Annotated in this window: 13 protein-coding genes, 1 tRNA gene and 1 pseudogene; 11 read left to right on the top strand and 4 right to left on the bottom strand. The window is 40.9% G+C overall.

The window, feature by feature from the left end; translation table 11 throughout:
- The 4 genes and pseudogenes from WKU26_RS05460 to WKU26_RS05445 form a co-directional block, all read left to right on the top strand.
- Positions 1-482: pseudogene (locus WKU26_RS05460) on the top strand (SusC/RagA family protein); the annotation flags it as partial.
- 23 nt (positions 483-505) lie between these two features.
- The gene (locus tag WKU26_RS05455) at positions 506-2,092 is read left to right on the top strand and encodes a RagB/SusD family nutrient uptake outer membrane protein (RefSeq protein WP_340321193.1); all 1,587 of its coding nucleotides are present in this window, start codon (positions 506-508) and stop codon (positions 2,090-2,092) included.
- Positions 2,093-2,115: 23 nt separating this feature from the next.
- The gene (locus tag WKU26_RS05450; RefSeq protein WP_340321192.1) at positions 2,116-2,997 is read left to right on the top strand and encodes a zinc-binding metallopeptidase; all 882 of its coding nucleotides are present in this window, start codon (positions 2,116-2,118) and stop codon (positions 2,995-2,997) included.
- Positions 2,998-3,010: 13 nt separating this feature from the next.
- On the top strand, positions 3,011-4,318 hold the full coding sequence (locus WKU26_RS05445) for a DUF4302 domain-containing protein (RefSeq protein WP_340321191.1): 1,308 nt from the start codon (positions 3,011-3,013) through the stop codon (positions 4,316-4,318).
- A 194-nt stretch (positions 4,319-4,512) separates the two neighbouring features.
- Here the strand turns inward: WKU26_RS05445 and WKU26_RS05440 are convergent, their stop codons facing one another.
- Genes WKU26_RS05440 through WKU26_RS05430 form a run of 3 tightly spaced genes read right to left on the bottom strand, consistent with a single transcriptional unit; the run spans position 4,513 to position 8,699 of the window.
- Positions 4,513-5,439: a bifunctional riboflavin kinase/FAD synthetase gene (locus WKU26_RS05440; RefSeq protein WP_340321190.1), complete on the bottom strand. Its 927-nt coding sequence runs from the start codon at positions 5,437-5,439 to the stop codon at positions 4,513-4,515.
- A gap of 10 nt (positions 5,440-5,449) precedes the next feature.
- Positions 5,450-6,064: an HAD family hydrolase gene (locus WKU26_RS05435; RefSeq protein ID WP_340321189.1), complete on the bottom strand. Its 615-nt coding sequence runs from the start codon at positions 6,062-6,064 to the stop codon at positions 5,450-5,452.
- A gap of 7 nt (positions 6,065-6,071) precedes the next feature.
- Positions 6,072-8,699 carry a calcium-translocating P-type ATPase, PMCA-type gene (locus tag WKU26_RS05430; protein WP_340321188.1) on the bottom strand — a complete coding sequence of 876 codons (2,628 nt, stop codon included), beginning with the start codon at positions 8,697-8,699 and terminating at the stop codon, positions 6,072-6,074.
- Between the two features lie 158 nt (positions 8,700-8,857).
- Here WKU26_RS05430 and WKU26_RS05425 point away from each other — a divergent pair.
- The 6 genes from WKU26_RS05425 (at position 8,858) to WKU26_RS05400 (ending at position 14,954) form a co-directional block, all read left to right on the top strand.
- Positions 8,858-8,931 (top strand) — tRNA-Ile (locus WKU26_RS05425).
- Positions 8,932-9,246: 315 nt separating this feature from the next.
- A complete protein-coding gene (locus tag WKU26_RS05420) occupies positions 9,247-9,537 on the top strand; it encodes a type II toxin-antitoxin system Phd/YefM family antitoxin (RefSeq protein WP_269877904.1) in 291 nt (96 codons plus the stop codon).
- Positions 9,525-9,800 carry a Txe/YoeB family addiction module toxin gene (locus WKU26_RS05415; RefSeq protein WP_202191302.1) on the top strand — a complete coding sequence of 92 codons (276 nt, stop codon included), beginning with the start codon at positions 9,525-9,527 and terminating at the stop codon, positions 9,798-9,800. Before WKU26_RS05420 ends, WKU26_RS05415 begins: the two co-directional genes overlap by 13 nt.
- 403 nt (positions 9,801-10,203) lie before the next feature.
- A complete protein-coding gene (locus WKU26_RS05410) occupies positions 10,204-12,891 on the top strand; it encodes a TonB-dependent receptor (RefSeq protein WP_340321187.1) in 2,688 nt (895 codons plus the stop codon).
- Positions 12,892-12,929: 38 nt separating this feature from the next.
- Positions 12,930-14,144 (top strand): hypothetical protein, encoded by a 1,215-nt coding sequence (locus WKU26_RS05405; protein ID WP_269877907.1) that lies wholly within the window; start codon positions 12,930-12,932, stop codon positions 14,142-14,144.
- 204 nt (positions 14,145-14,348) lie between these two features.
- Positions 14,349-14,954, top strand: coding sequence for a porin family protein (locus WKU26_RS05400; protein WP_340321186.1), 606 nt, complete (start codon positions 14,349-14,351; stop codon positions 14,952-14,954).
- Between the two features lie 106 nt (positions 14,955-15,060).
- Here WKU26_RS05400 and WKU26_RS05395 read toward each other — a convergent pair whose 3' ends face one another.
- Positions 15,061-16,038, bottom strand: coding sequence for a Gfo/Idh/MocA family protein (locus WKU26_RS05395; protein WP_340321185.1), 978 nt, complete (start codon positions 16,036-16,038; stop codon positions 15,061-15,063).
- Between the two features lie 89 nt (positions 16,039-16,127).
- Between WKU26_RS05395 and priA the strand changes: the two genes are divergently transcribed.
- Positions 16,128-18,590 carry a replication restart helicase PriA gene (priA, locus tag WKU26_RS05390; protein ID WP_340321184.1) on the top strand — a complete coding sequence of 821 codons (2,463 nt, stop codon included), beginning with the start codon at positions 16,128-16,130 and terminating at the stop codon, positions 18,588-18,590.
- Position 18,591: the final 1 nt, after the last annotated feature.

Below are 18,591 nucleotides of genomic sequence, written 5' to 3'. Positions count from 1 at the left end.
CTTATAAAAACTTCAAACTGAATGTCTTTATTACTTATTCGTTTGGCAATGTAATTCGCCTGGACCCTGTATTCAGTAATGAATATTCGGATTTGGATGCTATGCCCAAAGAGTTTATCAATCGCTGGACAATTCCGGGAGATGAAAAATATACTACCGTACCTGTAATAGCAGATAGACGTATGAACAAACAGGATTCTTATCTGAATCGTGCTTACAATGCGTACAACTATTCTACAGACCGTATTGCAAAAGGAGATTTTATCCGTATGAAAGAAATATCACTTTCTTATGATTTCCCGAAACAGTGGGCAAATAGCATGAAGTTGAGTAATCTTTCATTGAAATTACAGGCTACCAACCTGTTCTTGATTTATGCAGACAGCAAGTTGAATGGTCAGGATCCGGAATTCTTTAATACTGGTGGTGTGGCTGCTCCTGTTCCCAAGCAGTTTACTTTGACATTAAGATTGGGTATTTAAGAAGAACATAAACTAAGATTAATATGAAGAAATTTAAGATATTAGGTACAGCATTGGCACTGGCTTTTTCCTTCACATCTTGTGAGGACTTCTTGGATACTGTACCAGATAACAGAACAGAACTGAATTCAGTGGACAAAGTTACCAAACTGTTGGTTTCCGCATATCCTTTATCTTACCCCATGCTGATGTGGGAGTTGGCTTCGGACAACGCAATGGATAATGGAAAAATGTATGATATAGAAACACAGACAGTGGAAGATGCTTATCTGTGGAATGATGTAAGAACAGAAACCGACGATGATTCGCCTCAAGGTTTGTGGGACCGCTGCTATATGGCTATTTCTTCTGCCAATCATGCGTTGCAGGCCATTGAACAAATGGGTGATGGAGAGGCTTGGAATGCGCAGAAAGGTGAAGCGCTTCTTTGCCGTGCATATGCACACTTCCTCCTTGCCAATACATTCTGCGAGGCTTATAATCCTCAGACAGCAGGCAGTAAATTGGGTATTCCGTATGTCACGAAACCGGAAACAGAAGTAGCTCCTCTCTATACACGTGGTACACTTCAGGAAGTATACGAAAAAATTGAAGCAGATATCCTGAAAGGTCTTCCTCTTATTGATGATAACTTGTATTCAGTACCTAAATATCATTTTAATAAGAAGGCAGCCAATGCATTTGCGGCACGTTTCTATCTGTTTTATGTACAGGAAGACAAGTCGAACTATGAAAAAGTATTGCAGTATGGAGAGCAGGTGTTAGGAAAGAGTCCTTACAATGTGCTGCGTCACTATCAGGAAGAGTTGGGTTCATTCAATAGTATCTCTAATATTGCAGATGCGTATATCAATGTGAAATCGGCTGCGAATCTGCTTATTACTCCGGTATATTCTTCATGGCCATATATCTACGGACCTTATAACTTAAGTAAGCGTTATGGTATGAGTAATACAATTACAAGAAGCGAAACTTTATGGGCTAATGGAGTATGGGGAAGTGCCGGAACCACTTTCTATAATTCATTATTTGGAAATGAGCAGAAAAGAAGTTTTGTGAAATATGGAATGTATTTTGAATATACAGACAAGGTAAATGGTATCGGTTATCGCCATGCAGTAGTAGTACCGTTTACTACCGATGAAACTTTGATGTGCTGTGCCGAAGCGTTTGTAATGAAAGCTCAGCCTGATTATGCTAAGGCTGTGGAATATATGAATTATTGGATTGATTCGCATAAAGGTGATGGTAGCTATGGCGACCCTGAGCATGTGACAGAGGAAAGTGTAGTAGAGTATTATCAAAAGATTAACTATACACCGGTACCTGTAACAGACGATTCTCAGCGTACTGTAAAGAGACAGCTGAATCCTCCTTTGGGCTTTGTGGATGATAAGCAGGAAAACTTTATGCACTGTATCCTGCAGATGCGTCGAATTGAGTTGATACATGGTGGCGAACGCTGGTTGGATATCAAGAGATATAATATTGAAATATCTCACAACAGAGATGGCTTGAGTCCGGATGTATTGAAGAAAGATGATTTGCGACGGGCTATGCAGTTGCCACAAGATGTGATAGGTGCTGGTTTGGAAGCTAATCCCAGATGACAAACTTTAAAAGATAGAGAATTATGAAAAAGTTTATATATTTATTGATGATGGCATTGGCCGCATTCGTTATTCCTTCTTGCAGTGAGGAGGAACTGAATCCGGAAAGTATATTTGATACTACTTCACCGCAGCGGAATGAGTTTGATACCTGGATTCTGAAAAATTATACCGAGCCTTTTAATATTGATTTGAAGTATCGTTTCGAGGATATTGAATCTGACTTGGACTACAATGTAGTACCGGCCAGAATAGAAAAATCTATTGCATTGGCTCAGTTGGTTAAATACTTATGGATGGATGTCTATGTAGAGATTGCAGGACATGATTTTCTGGCTAGTTACTGCCCGAAAATTATGCATTGGGTAGGTTCACCGGAGTATAATGCTTCTACAGGTTCTATGGTGCTGGGTACAGCAGAGGGAGGTATGAAAATTACTTTGTTCAATGTAAATGGCTTAGACATGGAAAACCCGAATATGGATATCCTGAATGAATGGTATTTCAAGACCATGCATCATGAATTTGCCCATATCTTGCATCAGACCAAAAACTACTCAACCGAATTCAATGAAATTACCGAAGGTCAATACACTGGAGAAGGATGGGTAAATGTAACTGATGCACAGGTACGTAAGTTGGGTTTTGTTACAGCATATGGCTCCAGTGAAGTGAATGAAGACTTTGTAGAAACTATTGCAAACTATGTGGTGAAGTCGGATGAAGAATGGCAAGCTATTCTTACAGAAGCAGGTGAAGAAGGTGCTCCACTGATTCTCCAAAAGTTGGAAATGGTGAAAGACTACTTGGCCGAATCATGGAATATTGATATTCAGGCTTTGCATGAACTGGTACAGGAACGCCAGGCTAAAGTGGCAGATATGGAATGGGGAACTCTTAATTAAATAAGGAAAGTATATGAAAAAGAGTATATATTTATTGGTCATGATTTGTTCGTTTCTTATGGCTGCTTGTAGCCCTGAAACGGATGATATATTTGGTGAAAGTTCTTCTGCAAGGATAGATAAGACCATGAAAGAAGAATTGAAAGTGCTGACCGGAGCTTCGAACGGATGGCTGCTGGAATATTTCCCACAGGCACAACAGGCTTATGGAGGATATAATATATTGCTTTCGTTTACAGAAGATGGACAGGTTACGGTAGCTGCAGATGTGGCAGCACCTACCGCTACTGCTACCAGCTTGTATAAACTGAGAGAACTCGCCGGACCAACCTTGTCGTTTGATACCTATAATGATATTCTTCATTTCTTTTCCGATCCTGCGTCGGGAGTAGGACAGACCGGTCTGGGTATGGAAGGTGACTATGATTTTACAATCATGTCGGCTACATCTGAGCAGGTTGTGCTGAAAGGAAGAAAATCGGGCAATAAGGCGGTAATGACTCCGGTACCGGAAGGTATGGCGTGGGCCGATTATTTGAAGAGTATTTCTGCTATAGAAAAAGAAATGCCTTTTAAAAACTTTACTACTACAGCTGGTAATGTGGAATTTGAAGTGTCGAAAGGTACTTACCGCACTTTGGTTTTCACCCACATGGAAGGAGATGAGGTTGTATCGGAAGAGTTGGCTTATATACAACGTCCTAACTCGATAAAATTCTATTCTTCTTTTAAACCGGGCAATGGTAAAGAGTATTCTGAACTGTTGTGTGATAAGGAAACCGGAAGTTATGTGTCTGAAGATGGCTCTTTGATTCTGGAAGGAGAAGCTACTCCGCTGAATCAGTTGCTGATAAGCGGTTCTTGGTATATGGCATATAGTAAATTGGGTAGTCAGCCTCAATTGTATTTCGACAAGATTAAAGAGAATTATGAAACTAATCCAAATGTGGCTGGAGAAAAATTGTATTACTGGTTGCTTGGTTCTTATAAAGGTGGAAAATTCGGTGTTTATTTCGGAAGTGCAGTGATGGCGTCTGGAACAGTATATGCCGGTGGATTATATTACGATTATCAGTTGTCTGGTGAGGATGAAATTGTAATGAAATTTGCGATGGATGGTGACAGTAACGGTATATTCTATCACAATAAATGTGGATTTAATTATGGTCTGGTACCATTTGGTTACAGTACAACTAAGACATTCAAACTTACTGCTGATAATCCATATACTCCTACAGAAATTACTTTGACAGAAGTTGGTAACCCGGATAATGTGATGACATTGTCTTCTACTCCGGTTAACTTCCCGTTTGATAACTAATAGAAGATAATTTTCTCTCTTATATAAAGTTTACATATTGGTGCAGTCGTTTTTGTGAAAAAGCGGCTGCACACCTTTTTTATAGAATTACTAATGGATATGAATTACATATAGAACTTTTATTATGCAGAAAGTGCTTTCATCCTGCCTGTAAGAAGGATGAAAGCACTTTCTGTATAATGTAGATATGAAATTTACAGAGTAAGCAATTCAGACACTATATTTCTGTCTTTTTTCAGCTGATTAATCAGAGCATCAAGGTTAGGAAAATTTTGTTCTTTACGGATGAAGTACTGAAACTCAATACGCATCTGCTTGTGGTAGATATCGCCCGAGAAATCGAGTATATTAACCTCTATGGAGCGGTTTGTACCATTATGAACTGTAGGCCGGCAGCCGATATTGAGCATTCCTTTGTACCGTTGTCCTTCGATATAGGCATATACTGCATATACCCCTTCGGCTGGAATCAGTTTGTCGGGGCAGGAGGGAAGAAGGTTGGCGGTAGGGAATCCTAATTTACGGCCTACCTTATACCCGTTTACTACTGTACCGTCTAAATAATAGGAGTAACCTAGGTAGTGGTTGGCTTGTGTTATGTTTCCTTCTTTTAGTAAGGTACGGATTACAGAAGAGCTGATGGATATGTTTTCTTCCGTCAGAGCTTGTGCCTGAACTACCTTGATGTGTAATTCTTCACCATAGCGGCAATAGTCTTTAAAACCTTCGCTTCGGTTGTGACCAAAACGATGATCATAGCCTATTACCAGGGTACGTACGTTGTATTGCTGGTGAAGAAACTGCATGAATTCGCGTGCAGTAAGGCAAGAGAGTTCATGGGTAAAAGGCAGCATGATGCAATAATCTCCGGGAAGTGACTGTATAAGGCTTGTCTTTTGTGGAAGACAAGATAGTAGTTGAGGCTGATAGTCACTTTGCATTACCTGGCGTGGATGAACCGGAAACGTTATCAGCGCCGTAGACAGGCCTTCTTGCCGGGCTACTTCGGTTACCTGTTGGAGCAAGTACTGATGGCCGCGGTGTACACCGTCGAAACAGCCGATAGTGGCTGCACATGGAGGAAAAGAGAAGGACTGTATGGCGTCTGTGATAATTTGCATTGTACTGTTATTATTCGAATATTTTGTTTAAATCTGTTCCGGGTATATAATGAACTGCATGTATGCCTACTGAAGCTGCAGCCTGACAGTTTATTTCTGCATCATCAATAAAAAGAGTTTCTTCGGCAGACAATCCGGCTTCGTGCAGTGCTGTACGGAAGATGGCAGGATCGGGTTTTGCCAGTCCCATACGGAATGATAGGAAAATCTGTTTGAAACAGTCTTTAAGGTCTTTCCCTTGATATTGAAATGCATAGGCTGAACCATGTTCCCAATGCAGTTCGTTGGTATTGCTGAGCAGGTAAAGATTATAACGGGAATGCAGACTCTGTAACAGTTCCAGCTTTTCTTGAGGAATAGTTAGCAGTTCGCTGTTCCAAATGCGGTCTATTTCAGCATCTGGTAACTCTGCTCCTGTGAGCCGGCAGATTTCTCTACGGAAAGCGGGAGTATCTATCTTGCCGCATTCATAGTCTTTGAATACACCAAGTTCATTGGTTCCGTTCAGTTGTTCTTTTATGTGGGTTGCTCCGGCTTTTTCGAAAGCACGGATGCAACCTTCTACGTCGAGGTCCAGCAAAACGCCTCCCCAGTCGAAGATAATATTTCGGATGTTTGAATTCATCGTCGCATTATTTTTTGGTAAGACGTTTGATACCTCTCCATAATTCACCTATCCACAACACAGCAGAAGTTGCTCCTATAATGTAGAGCCATTCTATCGCTGGAAGCGGTTCTGTCCGGAATACTTTTCCACCGAAGGTGACGATAATAATCTGACCAATCAGAATGATGCCGGCTACACTCAGCATTCCCAATGCATGGCTGGCATCGCGGAAAATAGAGTGGTTGGTTCCGAATACACTGGCATTAAACAGATTCCAGAACTGCAGCATGATAAAGATGGTAAAGAATATAGTGAGGTGATGTGTATCCATTCCTCCTGGAAGATGATTGAAATAAGCCAAAAGTCCCATTAAGACGGCAAGGAATCCCAATCCTACCCCAAAGATGTTGTTGCGCATGGCAGGAGTAATGATAAAATCGCTTCTGCGGCGTGGCTTTTCGTCCATGACATCCATGCTGGGTGAGATGGATGCCAATGCCATGGCAGCAAAAGTATCCATAATCAGGTTTACCCATAGCATTTGGGTTACAGTAAGAGGAAGTGCTGTACCGAAGAATGCACCAAACAATACGCTGAGCAAAGCTACTACGTTGATAGTAAGCTGGAACACGATAAAGCGCTGTATGTTTTTATAGAGTGATCGTCCCCACATTACAGCTGTAGCAATACTGTGGAACGAGTCGTCGAGCAAGGTAATGTCGCTGGCTTCCTTGGCAACTGACGTTCCGGTACCCATAGACAGACCTACCTGAGCATGATTGAGGGCAGGGGCATCGTTTGTACCATCACCAGTAACGGCTACGACTGCTCCTTTTTGCTGGAGCAATTGTACAAGACGCTGCTTATCCATCGGACGGGCACGGCTCATGACTTTTAAGTCGAGCACACGTTCTAATGCTTCTTCATCGGTTAGGGCTGCAAACTCGACTCCGGTTATTCGGTTACGTTCCGTATCTTCCGGTTTCCACAAACCAATCTGGCGGGCAATCTCTGTAGCTGTTCCCGGAGTATCTCCTGTTACAATCTTGATACCGATTCCGGCAGACTGGCAGCGTTTTACTGCTTCGGGAACGTCGGGACGAATCGGGTCGCTGATGGCGAAAATACCAATGAAGCTCATTCCTCCTTCGTTTACCAGTTCGGCACAATCTTCCGGTGCTCCATCGGGAATGTATTTATAAGCCACGCCTAAGGTACGCATTGCCTTGTTCTGGTAAGCCAATAGCTGTGCATTGTACTGATTGATAGCGTCAGAAGTCAGATTACATTTACTCATGACGATTTCGGGAGCTCCTTTAATATAAAGTACTCGCTTTTTCTGGATAGGAGAATCTACTAAGGTAGCCATGTACTTACGTTCGGTAGAGAATGTAAGCTGGTTGACCACTTTGGCATTTTCACGAAGCTGCATATAGTCTTGTCCTTTGCTGTTGAGCCACAACAAAAGAGCTATTTCTGTAGGGTTTCCTACACCCGAAGGTTTTTCGCCTTCGCCTTTTTCTTCCAAAAAGGCGGTTGAATTGGCTGCAATACCTTCTGCTATCAGTTCCGGCTGACTCTCGTCGAGCTGGGCTTCGTATACCTGCATCAGATTTTGTGTCAGTGTTCCGGTTTTATCTGTACAGATAACGGTAATAGCACCCATGGTTTCGCAGGCATGCATTTTGCGTACCAGGTTGTTGGTCTTCAGCATACGGCGCATGTTGAGTGCCAGACTGAGGGTAACGCTCATCGGTAATCCTTCGGGAACTGCTACAACGATTAAGGTAACTGCCATCATGAAGTATTTCAATACGATACGGGCTATTTCCAGCCATTCGTGCCATCCGGTGACTTGAGTCGTAGTCAGATAGGCATAAAGGTCTTTGGCTGTAAAAGTAAGAAAGGTAAGGGTCGCAATGGTGAAGCCTACTTTTCCTATCAGATTGGCCAGTTTGGTAAGCTGGATATTGAGTGGGGTTTGTTCTCCACTTTGTTCGGTTGCCTGGCGGGCTACTTTCCCAATTTCGGTTGCATCTCCTACTCGTTCTACTTTCATTACTCCATGTCCGTCGGTGATGGTAGTACCGCGCATAACAGTATTCGACGGATAGGTGGCTTCTTCATCGAAATGAGCTTCGTCTGTAGTCTTGTTGACCATTAATTCTCCTGTTAAACTCGATTCGTTCACCTGGAGTGATACTGCTTCTATCAGAACCCCATCAGCAGGAATTTCTTCGCCGGTATTCAATATGACAATATCGCCTACTACAATGTCTTTACGGGGAATTTCGCGTACTTTTCCGTCGCGGATAACTGTAACGGGGGTTTCTTCTCCAACCGCATTCAGCAGGTCGAACTTTTTGTTGGCATCGTATTCAAAATAGAAGCCAATTCCGGTAGCCAGAAAGATTGCAAAAAAGATACCGATGGTTTCGGCATATTCGCTTTCTATAATGGAGATGATCAGAGAAAAAAATGCTGCAACCAGCAATACCCGTATCACCGGATCCTGGAATTTCTCCAAATACAACTTCCACATGGAAGGGCGTTTGGGAGGTGTTAATAAGTTGTTGCCGTGTGCCTGACGACTTGCAAGGACTTCTTGTTCTGACAAGCCTGTAAGGTGATTTTCTTTTGACTGTTGTGACATATGCCTAATTATTAAATTATTAAGTGGAACAAAAATACAACATATATTGATAAGTCTCATCGCATTAGTTTTTTTTATTAATTTTTCCTTGCTAAATGTTGCAGGTTTCATCCTAATCCATTACTTTTGCATCAGTTTTGAAATGTTTAAAATTTCCAGGGCTTGTAGCTCAGTTGGTTAGAGCAACAGACTCATAATCTGGAGGTCCTAGGTTCAAGCCCTAGCTGGCCCACAAAGAAAAAGGTTGTAACACTGGTTGTTACAACCTTTTTTTCGTGTGCAACCTCCCGATTACAAGCTGTTGCTTTTGCCTGTTTTTATCCTCTTTTAAGGCATTTGTTTCACTATTGTTTCAGTGCTACAGAAATGGCTTTAGGAAGCAACTCTGTTTTACATGGTGATGAGAGATATAAATAAACTTTATTGATTGAGAAGGATAGGGCGTTCTTAAATGGTTGTCCTTTTCTTAAATATCCAATAATTAACCATTTATATTTGTAAGTACGCAAATAAGTACATATCTTTGTGCTATAACAAAGGAGGTTTTATGAGAACAGCCAATTACACAGATTTAAGAGCTAATTTGAAAAGCTACATTGATGCGGTTATTGACGATTATGATACTGTAGTTGTCAATCGTGGGAATGGCAAAGGAGTAGTGATGATTTCTTTGGATGAATATAACTCTCTAAAGGAAACGGAATACATCATGTCGTCACCCGATACAATGGAAGCAATACATAAAGGCGAAGAAGATATTAAGAACGGTAACTTTGTATCTCAGAATGAAGGTGAAAGCATAGAGGATTTCTTAAAACGTGTTGCATGTACAGAATAACATTATCAGAACAGGCACGAAAAGAATACCTATACTTTACCCAAAGTGGGAATAAGGCTATCTTAAATAAAATCAAAACCTTATTGGAAGATATTGCCGCACACCCATACACAGGAATAGGAAAACCAGAACCGCTTAAATATGAACTGGCAGGGAAATGGTCAAGAAGAATCAATGCAGAGCATAGAATCGTTTATTCCGTGCATGATGATATAATAGAGGTTTATATATTCTCTATGAGATACCATTATTCCAAGAAATAACAAACTGTCACATATTATTAGTATTGAAGGAAGAGGCTATTAAAATAAAATTTAGCTATCAAAAAGGTTGTCATTGGCAAAAACTATCTCGAAAGTATAACGAGATTGTCATTTTGTTCAAGATGACAAAATAATAGTCAAATTTTATTTTGATAGTCTCTTTTTTTGTGTCTACTTTTTTCGATTGCAAGTTTATCTTGTTTTCCTTCTTTCTTTTTTAACATAATTGTTTTGTTTTTGTTACATCTGTTTTATTCTTGTTACTTTCTAATTACTAATGAGTTAGTAGGATTTGGTGTGTAATGAAATTGTAATTCACCTGTAAGCCAATTATCAGCAAGATGCAATCAGCAAGAAATATGCTCGGAATATTTTTGCGACAGAAAAATAAACTGAGAAAAGAATGATTGGTACAGGTAAAATGTGTTTGACAGCCGCGGCAATGATGATAAGCGTCAGCGCTCAGGCATTTACGGTAAAAGGTGTAGTGATAGATAATGCAACCAAAGAGCCGCTTATTGGAGCTACGGTGCAGGTTGTAGGAACTTCTACAGGTGCGATTACTGATATAGATGGCCGTTTTGAAATTAAAGATATAAAAGGGAAATCGTGTACATTGCTTGTACAATATGTATCTTACAAATCACAGGAAATTGTAGTAGAAAAAGGAAATAAAGAGGAATTGGTTATTGCCTTGACATCTGATGAACAACAATTGGGGGAAGTTACAGTTGTGGCAAGAAAAAACTTGGAAAATGAAAGAGCATTGATGGTAGAACGGCAGAAGTCGAGTGTAGCCATTGAAAACATTGGTTCCAAGGAAATGAGTATTAAAGGTATCTCCAATGTAGAGGAAGGGGTGAAGAAGATTACGGGTGTATCTGTTGCTTCTGCCGGACAGATTATTGTACGCGGGTTGGGTGACCGATATAGCACGACGACATTGAATGGACTTCCTATTGCTTCTCCGAATCCGGATAATAAATTGATTCCGCTGGATTTGTTTCCAACTTCTACAGTTAAGAATATTACAGTGAGCAAAGTGTATGAGGCAAATTCATTTGCTGATTATTCTGGAGCTCATATTGATATTGGTACTAAAGAGCAGACTGGTGAGGATTTCTTCAGTGTTTCTTTCAATGTAGGTGGAAAGTTTAATACACTGGGAAAAGATATGTATCGCATGGTTCAGAATGGAACATTGTTTAAAACTCCTTCTTTGGATCAGAAACTGCGTGATATGGAATTGTTGGAGTTTGAGGAGTATGCGAAGAAAAACTCATTGTTCGGTACTACTTTTGATGTATCTAAAAAGACAGCATTACCGGAGTTTGGTGGAAATATTGGCTTTGGCAAGAATTTCGATGTAAATGGAAATCAACTTAGTTTATTGGCATCTGTAGGTATTAGTAATGAACAACAGGCTATGTTTGATTCGAGCGTACGTACATTGGAGGCTACCGGTACAACCTTGAACGACTTTAGCTATGACAGCTATTCAAATGAATTGAAAATAGCAGGACTTGGTAGTTTGGGATATCGTTTCCGTACACAAGATCAGTTGAGCTATACTTTTTTCTATGCACGTAATGCAGTGGATACTTACATGTACCGGGAAGGGTACGATTATGAAGACCATAATTTGATAGGTAGTAATAGTGTGACTCATATTTATAGTCTTCAAAATCATCAGCTCAATGGAAAACACTTTTTGGGAGAACAATGGAGCTTGAATTGGGGAGGTTCTTATAGTAAGACCGCCAGTGATGAACCCGATCGTCGTCAGATTATGTTTATACGTGAGGGTAACAGCATCAATCTTTTCAAACTTAACCGTCAGGAAACCATGCGTTATTTCGGTGTGTTGGATGAAAAGGAATGGGTAGGAAATCTGTCAGGGGAATACAAATTTGGAGCACAAAACAAACTCCAGGCAGGATTTACTTATAAGGATAAAACACGAGATTATGCTTCTACCCGTTTTTATTATAACCTGAATAAACTGAATCCTACAATAAATGGAGAGGAGGATATTTATAATCCTTCAGGCTTTTTAAATCAGGAGGCAATAGAAAATGGAGAAGTTTCTATTTCACGTTCTCAGCAACCTAAGGACAGTTATACTGCAGGAAACAAAATTTATGCAGGATATGTGTTGGCTGATATTTACCCGTTGGAAGCTTTATTGGTGAATGTGGGGGTTCGTTATGAAAGCAGTAACCAGTGGGTGGACTATGCGGATGATGGAGGAAAACGTCATCGAAGAGAGTTGAAGACAAACGATCTTTTTCCTGCAATGAATTTACGTTATCAGTTTAACAAACAGCAGAATCTTCGTTTCTCATTCTCTCGTACAGTGACTCGTCCATCATTTATTGAAATGGCTCCATTCCTTTATCAGGAATCATATGGTTCTGCACAGATTCGAGGTAATGCAGATTTGAAGAATGGTTATAATTACAATATAGATTTGCGTTACGAGTGGTTCTTTGATAATGGGGATATGTTTTCTGCTACTGCTTATTATAAACATTTGGAGAATCCGATTGAACAGATACAGACTCTGGCGGGAGGTGCAACTGTACATTCTTTCCAAAATGCCAGCAATGGTATGGCTACAGGATTGGAGGTAGAATTCCGGAAAGAACTTGTTCGCGATTTGCGTTTCGGTGCGAATGCTTCCTTTATGTATACCGACGTAAAACTGCCGGAAGGAGGAGCTTACACCAATACACAGCGTGCACTGCAAGGGGCATCACCTTATCTGGTTAATGCGGATATTACATATAGTCCGCGATTTGGAGAAGTCAAACAGTTGAGTGCTGCATTAGTATATAATTTACAAGGACCACGTATTCAGTCGGTCGGTATTTCCGGATTGGGGGATGTGAAGCAGCAGCCTGTACATACTATGAATTGGGTGACCAGCTTTAAACTGAACGAAAAAATAGCTTTTAAACTACAGGTAAATGACTTGTTGAATCAGCCTGTGATATTTAAACAGGAAGTACCGTCTACAGGAGAAAAAGTAGAGGTGGAACGATTTAAACGAGGTACTAATTTTGAAATTGGAGTAACATATAATTTATAGTTAAGGTAAAAAACGATTAAACTAAAAAACATTTTATTATGAAAAAGTATTGGAAATCTGCTGCTATGGCATTGTTTACAGGTATGGCATTGTGTACAACTTCTTGTAGTGATAATACAACTCCGTCAGGACCGGAAGAAGGTGGCCAGAATGTAATTGATAAGGATATTACTGAAAACATGACATTGAAATCAGGAGAAACATATACATTGACTGGAGGTGTTCATGTTAAACCAGGCGTAACATTGACGATTGAACCGGGAGTAACTCTTATTGCAAAGTATGATGAGGTTGTGGACTATATTTTGGTAGAACAGGGAGCAAAGATCAATGCACAAGGTACTGCGGAAAATCCTATTATAATGACTTCTGAAAAGAAGGAAGCTGGTGCGTGGGGAGGATTGCACATCTGTGGTTATGCTCATACCAATAACGGATCTGGACTTTCTGAAATTGGTAACGCTGCTTATGGTGGTTCAAATGATAATGATAATTCGGGTACATTAAAATATATCCGTTTGGAATATACAGGATATGCGTTTGATGAAGAACACGAAGCAAATGGTGTTTCTTTCTATGGAGTTGGAAATGGTACTACGGTAGAACATTTGCAGGCATATAAAGGATCGGATGATGGTTTTGAGTTCTTCGGTGGTTCTGTAAATGTGAAATATATGGTTGCTACCAGTTGTAGTGACGACTCTTTCGACTGGACAGAAGGATGGAATGGTAAAGCTCAGTTTGTTGTTGCTTATCAGGAAGCAGAAGGTAGCTTGGGATATGACTGTGACTGTTTGATGGAATGTGACAACAACGGAAATAACAATGCTGCTACTCCGGTTGCTCATCCTGTTATTGCCAATGCAACACTGATTGGAAATGGAGGTACAGAACAGGGAGTACGTTTGCGTGCAGGTACTCAGGTTGAGTTGTATAATGCGTTGATTGCAGGTAAAGGAAAACCTCTGACTGTAGAAACAAACGAAACAGAAAATGCATTGAAAGATGGTACTTCTAAATTGGAATATGTGGCTTTGGATGGGGAAGTTTCTTCAAAACAAGGTATTTATACCAATACAGATTTTACAGCTGTAGCAAGTAATTTGACTAATCAGGTATTCCAGTGGAAGAATAACTATGTAGGTACAGTTAGCGGTGGTAAAGACTTGTCAGATGATTCATTCTTTACAGCTACAGACTATAAAGGTGCCGTAAAAGAAGGTGAAGACTGGACTGCAGGATGGACCTTGTAATAAAATAAAGGACACGAGGTGTCTGTATATCAATTGTTGGCAAATATTTTTTTGATAGAAATCCCATTCATTTTTAATATACTTTCGCTGGACTCCTTTTTTCGTTGTGAAAAGCTTGGATTGCATACTGGAAAAAATGTAATATATTTCTTTTTTTGTGGAATTTTATTACATTTGTTTTTATAACCAATAAAATAAGATTATATGAAGAAATTTTTATCCACATTTGTGATTTTTGCTTGTTTATGGATTGCATTGCCTGCACAAGCTCAAGTGAAGTTTGGTTTGAAGGGCGGATTGAATATTTCTACTTTGTCTTTCTCACAGGATGTGGTGAAGGGAGATAACCGTACCGGATTTTTTGTAGGTCCGATGGTTGAATTTACCTTACCGGTTGTTGGTTTGGGATTTGATGTCGCTGCTCTGTATAACCAGGATGGGGCGAAAGCTACTGTGAATGAAGGGGGAGAGAGTTATAGCGAAAGCCAGACTTTGAAATCGATTGAAGTACCTGTTAATCTGAAATGGTCGTTTGGATTGGGAAGTACATTAGGGGCTTATGTGGCTGCCGGTCCACAGTTTGGATTTAATGTAGGTAGCGGATATTTTGCAGAGGCTTTTGATATGAAGACTTGTTATACTACATTCAATGTAGGAGCAGGTGTGAAACTAATCCGTCATATTCAGATTGGATTGAATTATAATTTTGGTATCAGTAAGCTGGCTAAGGCTGTATCTGAAGAGTATCAGGGTCCTGAATTGGATATGAAAAAGAATACTTGGCAGATCTCATTGGCTTATCTGTTCTGAGGCTTCTTGAATATATTAGGTTTTCAATAATTAAAATCCTCTCTTATGCGAATCTTTGATCGTAATAAGAGGGGATTTTGGTATTTGTTTATAGGCTAGTCTTTATTTAGTCACATGGATAAACTACTCCCCATTCTCGTCTTAGTGCGTCCATTTGATGCATGATGCGTAAGGTTTCGGAATGTGGCATATAAGGCGATTCCAGCCATCCTTTTTCGAGTGCTTCGATACAGGCATATACCTGATATTCGTATCCCGTGATTTGCTGAGGTGCATAATATATAGCAGTGGTATTATACTTGCGGTCTACGATACGTACTGATTGCGGATTATTGATGTTTTCTACTACCATAAATCCTTTATCTCCTGCAATGATTCCCTGACGGTCACTTTGTACGTGGATGCTGGCTTGGAGCGTAGCCATCTTACCGTCTTTATAGAAAAGGGTAATACTTTCTTGTGAGTCGACACCAGTTTCGGTTTTTTGACATACGCTGTGTATTTGTTCAATCTCTGTGCCAAATGCCATAGCTGCAAAGTTCAGTGTATAAACACCGATATCCAGCAAGGCACCTCCTGCCAGTTCCGGGCGGATGATGCGTTCCTTGTTGTCGATGACGTAGCTTAGGTTGGCAGATAAGGTACGGGGAGTGCCGATGACCCCCGATTGAATCAGTTCCTGTATAGTGAGGGACAGTGGCATATAGCGGGTCCAGATGGCCTCTGTGATGAATACTCCTTTTTCTTTTGCCAGTTGAAGCAATTCCTCTGCCTGGCGGGCATTGGCCGTGAATGCTTTTTCACACAACACCGGTTTGCCTTTCAGAATACACATACGTGCATTGTCGTAGTGCATGGCATGTGGGGTAGCAATGTAAATCAAATCTACTTCCGGGTCGTCTGCCAGTGCTTCGTAAGAGCCGTAAGCTTTAGTGAACAGCCAGTCGTTTGCAAACTGTTGTGCTTTGTCTATCGAACGGGAAGCAACAGCGTATCGGGCGACTCCTTTCATCCCTCCCAATGTGGCTGCCATTTTTGCTGCAATGCCTCCACAACCGATAATACCGATTTTGTATATTTTCATAAGTTGTATTGTATAATTGTTCTTTTGCAAAGCTATAAAAGTTTGATAAACGGGCAATCGGAAGTAAGTGTTTTTTGTACCTTTGTAGCATGAAGAAGTACGTGGATGTCATAGTGCCTTTACCTGTTGTCGGACAGTATACCTATTCGCTTCCGGAGGAATGGGAAAGCCGTGTGCAACCAGGCTGCCGTGTTATTGTGCAGTTTGGAAGTAAGAAATTTTATACGGCAATTGTGACTCGTGTACATGAAGAAAAGCCTGAGGGGTATGAAACCAAAGCTGTCAGTGAAGTGCTGGACACAACTCCTGTATTGTTGAGGCGCCAATATGATTTCTGGCAATGGATGGCAGATTACTATTTGTGCACACTGGGTGATGTATACAAGGCAGCGTTACCGTCGGGGTTGAAGATAGAAAGTGAAACTTTGGTTGTATATAATCCGGAGTTCGAATCGGAAGTCCCTCTTCCTCTCAAAGAACAACAGATACTTGATTTGCTCAGTAACGATCCGGAGCAGTATGTTACTCAACTGGAAAAGGCTAGTGGAATCAAATTATTACTTCCGGTTATAAAATCGTTGTTGGATAAACAGGCGATTCGTGTAAAAGAAGAATTAAAACATCATTATAAGCCTCGTACAGAAGCACGTGTAAGGCTGACGGAGCAAATGCGGACGGAGGAGGCTGTACGTCTTCAGTTCGATAAACTGACACGTGTCCCCAAACAGTTGGCTTTGTGGATGAAGTACATTGAGTTGTCCGGATGGACGCAGGATGGAACAGAATTAAAGGAAGTTTCCAAAAAGGCCCTGTTGCAGGCAGCCGGTGTTTCTCCTGCTGTATTGAATGGTCTGGTAGATAAACAGGTTCTCGAAGTATATAACCAGGAAATAGGACGGTTGACCGAAACTTCCCGTCAACTGGTGGCATTGAATCCATTGAGTGAAGCACAACAGCGTGCTTATACCGGAATACTGAATTGTTTTTGCGAGAAAAGTGTATGTCTGCTACATGGGGTAACTGCCAGTGGAAAGACCGAAATCTATATTCATCTGATAGAACAGGTTTTGAAGGCAGGAAAGCAAGTTTTGTATTTATTGCCTGAGATAGCTTTGACGACACAGATTACCGAACGTTTGCAGCGTGTGTTTGGTTCTCGTTTAGGCATTTATCATTCCAAATTCCCGGATGCCGAGCGTGTGGAAATTTGGAAGAAACAATTGTCGGAACACGATTATGATGTGATTTTGGGAGTGCGTTCATCTGTATTTTTACCTTTCCGCCGGTTAGGATTGGTCATTGTAGATGAAGAACACGAAGCAACTTATAAACAGCAGGATCCTGCTCCCCGTTATCATGCACGCAATGCAGCCATCATGCTTGCATCCATGTTTGATGCGAAAACTTTGTTGGGAACGGCTACTCCGGCTATTGAAACTTATTACAATGCCCTGAATGGAAAATACGGCCTGGTAGAGCTGAAGGAGCGTCATCAGAATATTCTTTTGCCACATGTGGAGTTAGTAGATATAAAGGAACTTGCTCGTAAGAAACGGATGACTGCTCAGTTTTCTCCTTTACTCTTGCAAAAAGTACGTGAGGCACTGGAGCAGAAAGAACAAGTCATTTTATTTCAAAATCGGAGAGGCTTTGCTCCTATGATAGAATGTCGTACATGTGCATGGGTGCCCAAGTGCAAGAACTGTGATGTCAGTCTTACTTATCATAAAGGATTAAACCAGTTGACTTGTCACTATTGTGGCTATACGGAAACCGTACCGAAATCATGTCCGGCATGTGGAGGAACGGAACTGATAAACCGGGGATTCGGAACCGAAAAGATAGAAGATGATATGAAGGTCCTGTTTCCCGATGCCCGTATTGCCCGGATGGATTTGGATACGACACGTACCCGTACTGCTTACGAAAAAATTATTGCCGATTTTGAAGAGCAGCGCACAGATATTCTGATTGGTACACAAATGGTATCGAAGGGATTGGATTTCGATAAGGTGAGTGTGGTAGGTATATTGAATGCCGATTCGATGTTGAACTATCCCGATTTTCGTTCTTATGAACGTGCTTTCCAGTTGATGGCGCAAGTAGCAGGGCGTGCCGGAAGAAAGAATAAACAAGGTCTGGTCGTGTTACAGACAAAGTCGCCGGAGTTGCCTGTCATTCATGAAGTGATGACGAATGATTATCCCAGAATGTATCAGGAGCAGATTGATGAACGGGAATTATTTCATTATCCACCTTTCTACCGCTTGGTATATGTGTATCTGAAGCACCGTAAAGAAGATGTGCTTGGACAAGCTGCCGATTTGATGGCTGCTTATCTGCGAAGCGGGCTGGGAAGTCGAGTCTTAGGACCTGACAAGCCTCCTGTATCGCGTATACAGACCTTATTTATCCGAAAAATAGTAGTCAAGGTGGAACAGACTGCTTCGATGAAAAAAGTGCGTGATTATTTAACTCAAGTACAGCGCAGCATAATGGAAGATGAACGCTTCCGCTCGCTGACGGTTTATTATGATGTAGACCCGATGTAAA

It is taken from the genome of Phocaeicola sp. HCN-40430, assembly GCF_037890285.1.
Lineage (GTDB): Bacteria > Bacteroidota > Bacteroidia > Bacteroidales > Bacteroidaceae > Phocaeicola > Phocaeicola acetigenes.
Note: the sequence above shows the minus strand (reverse complement) of the source record. Positions and strands in the feature narration are given on the sequence as shown.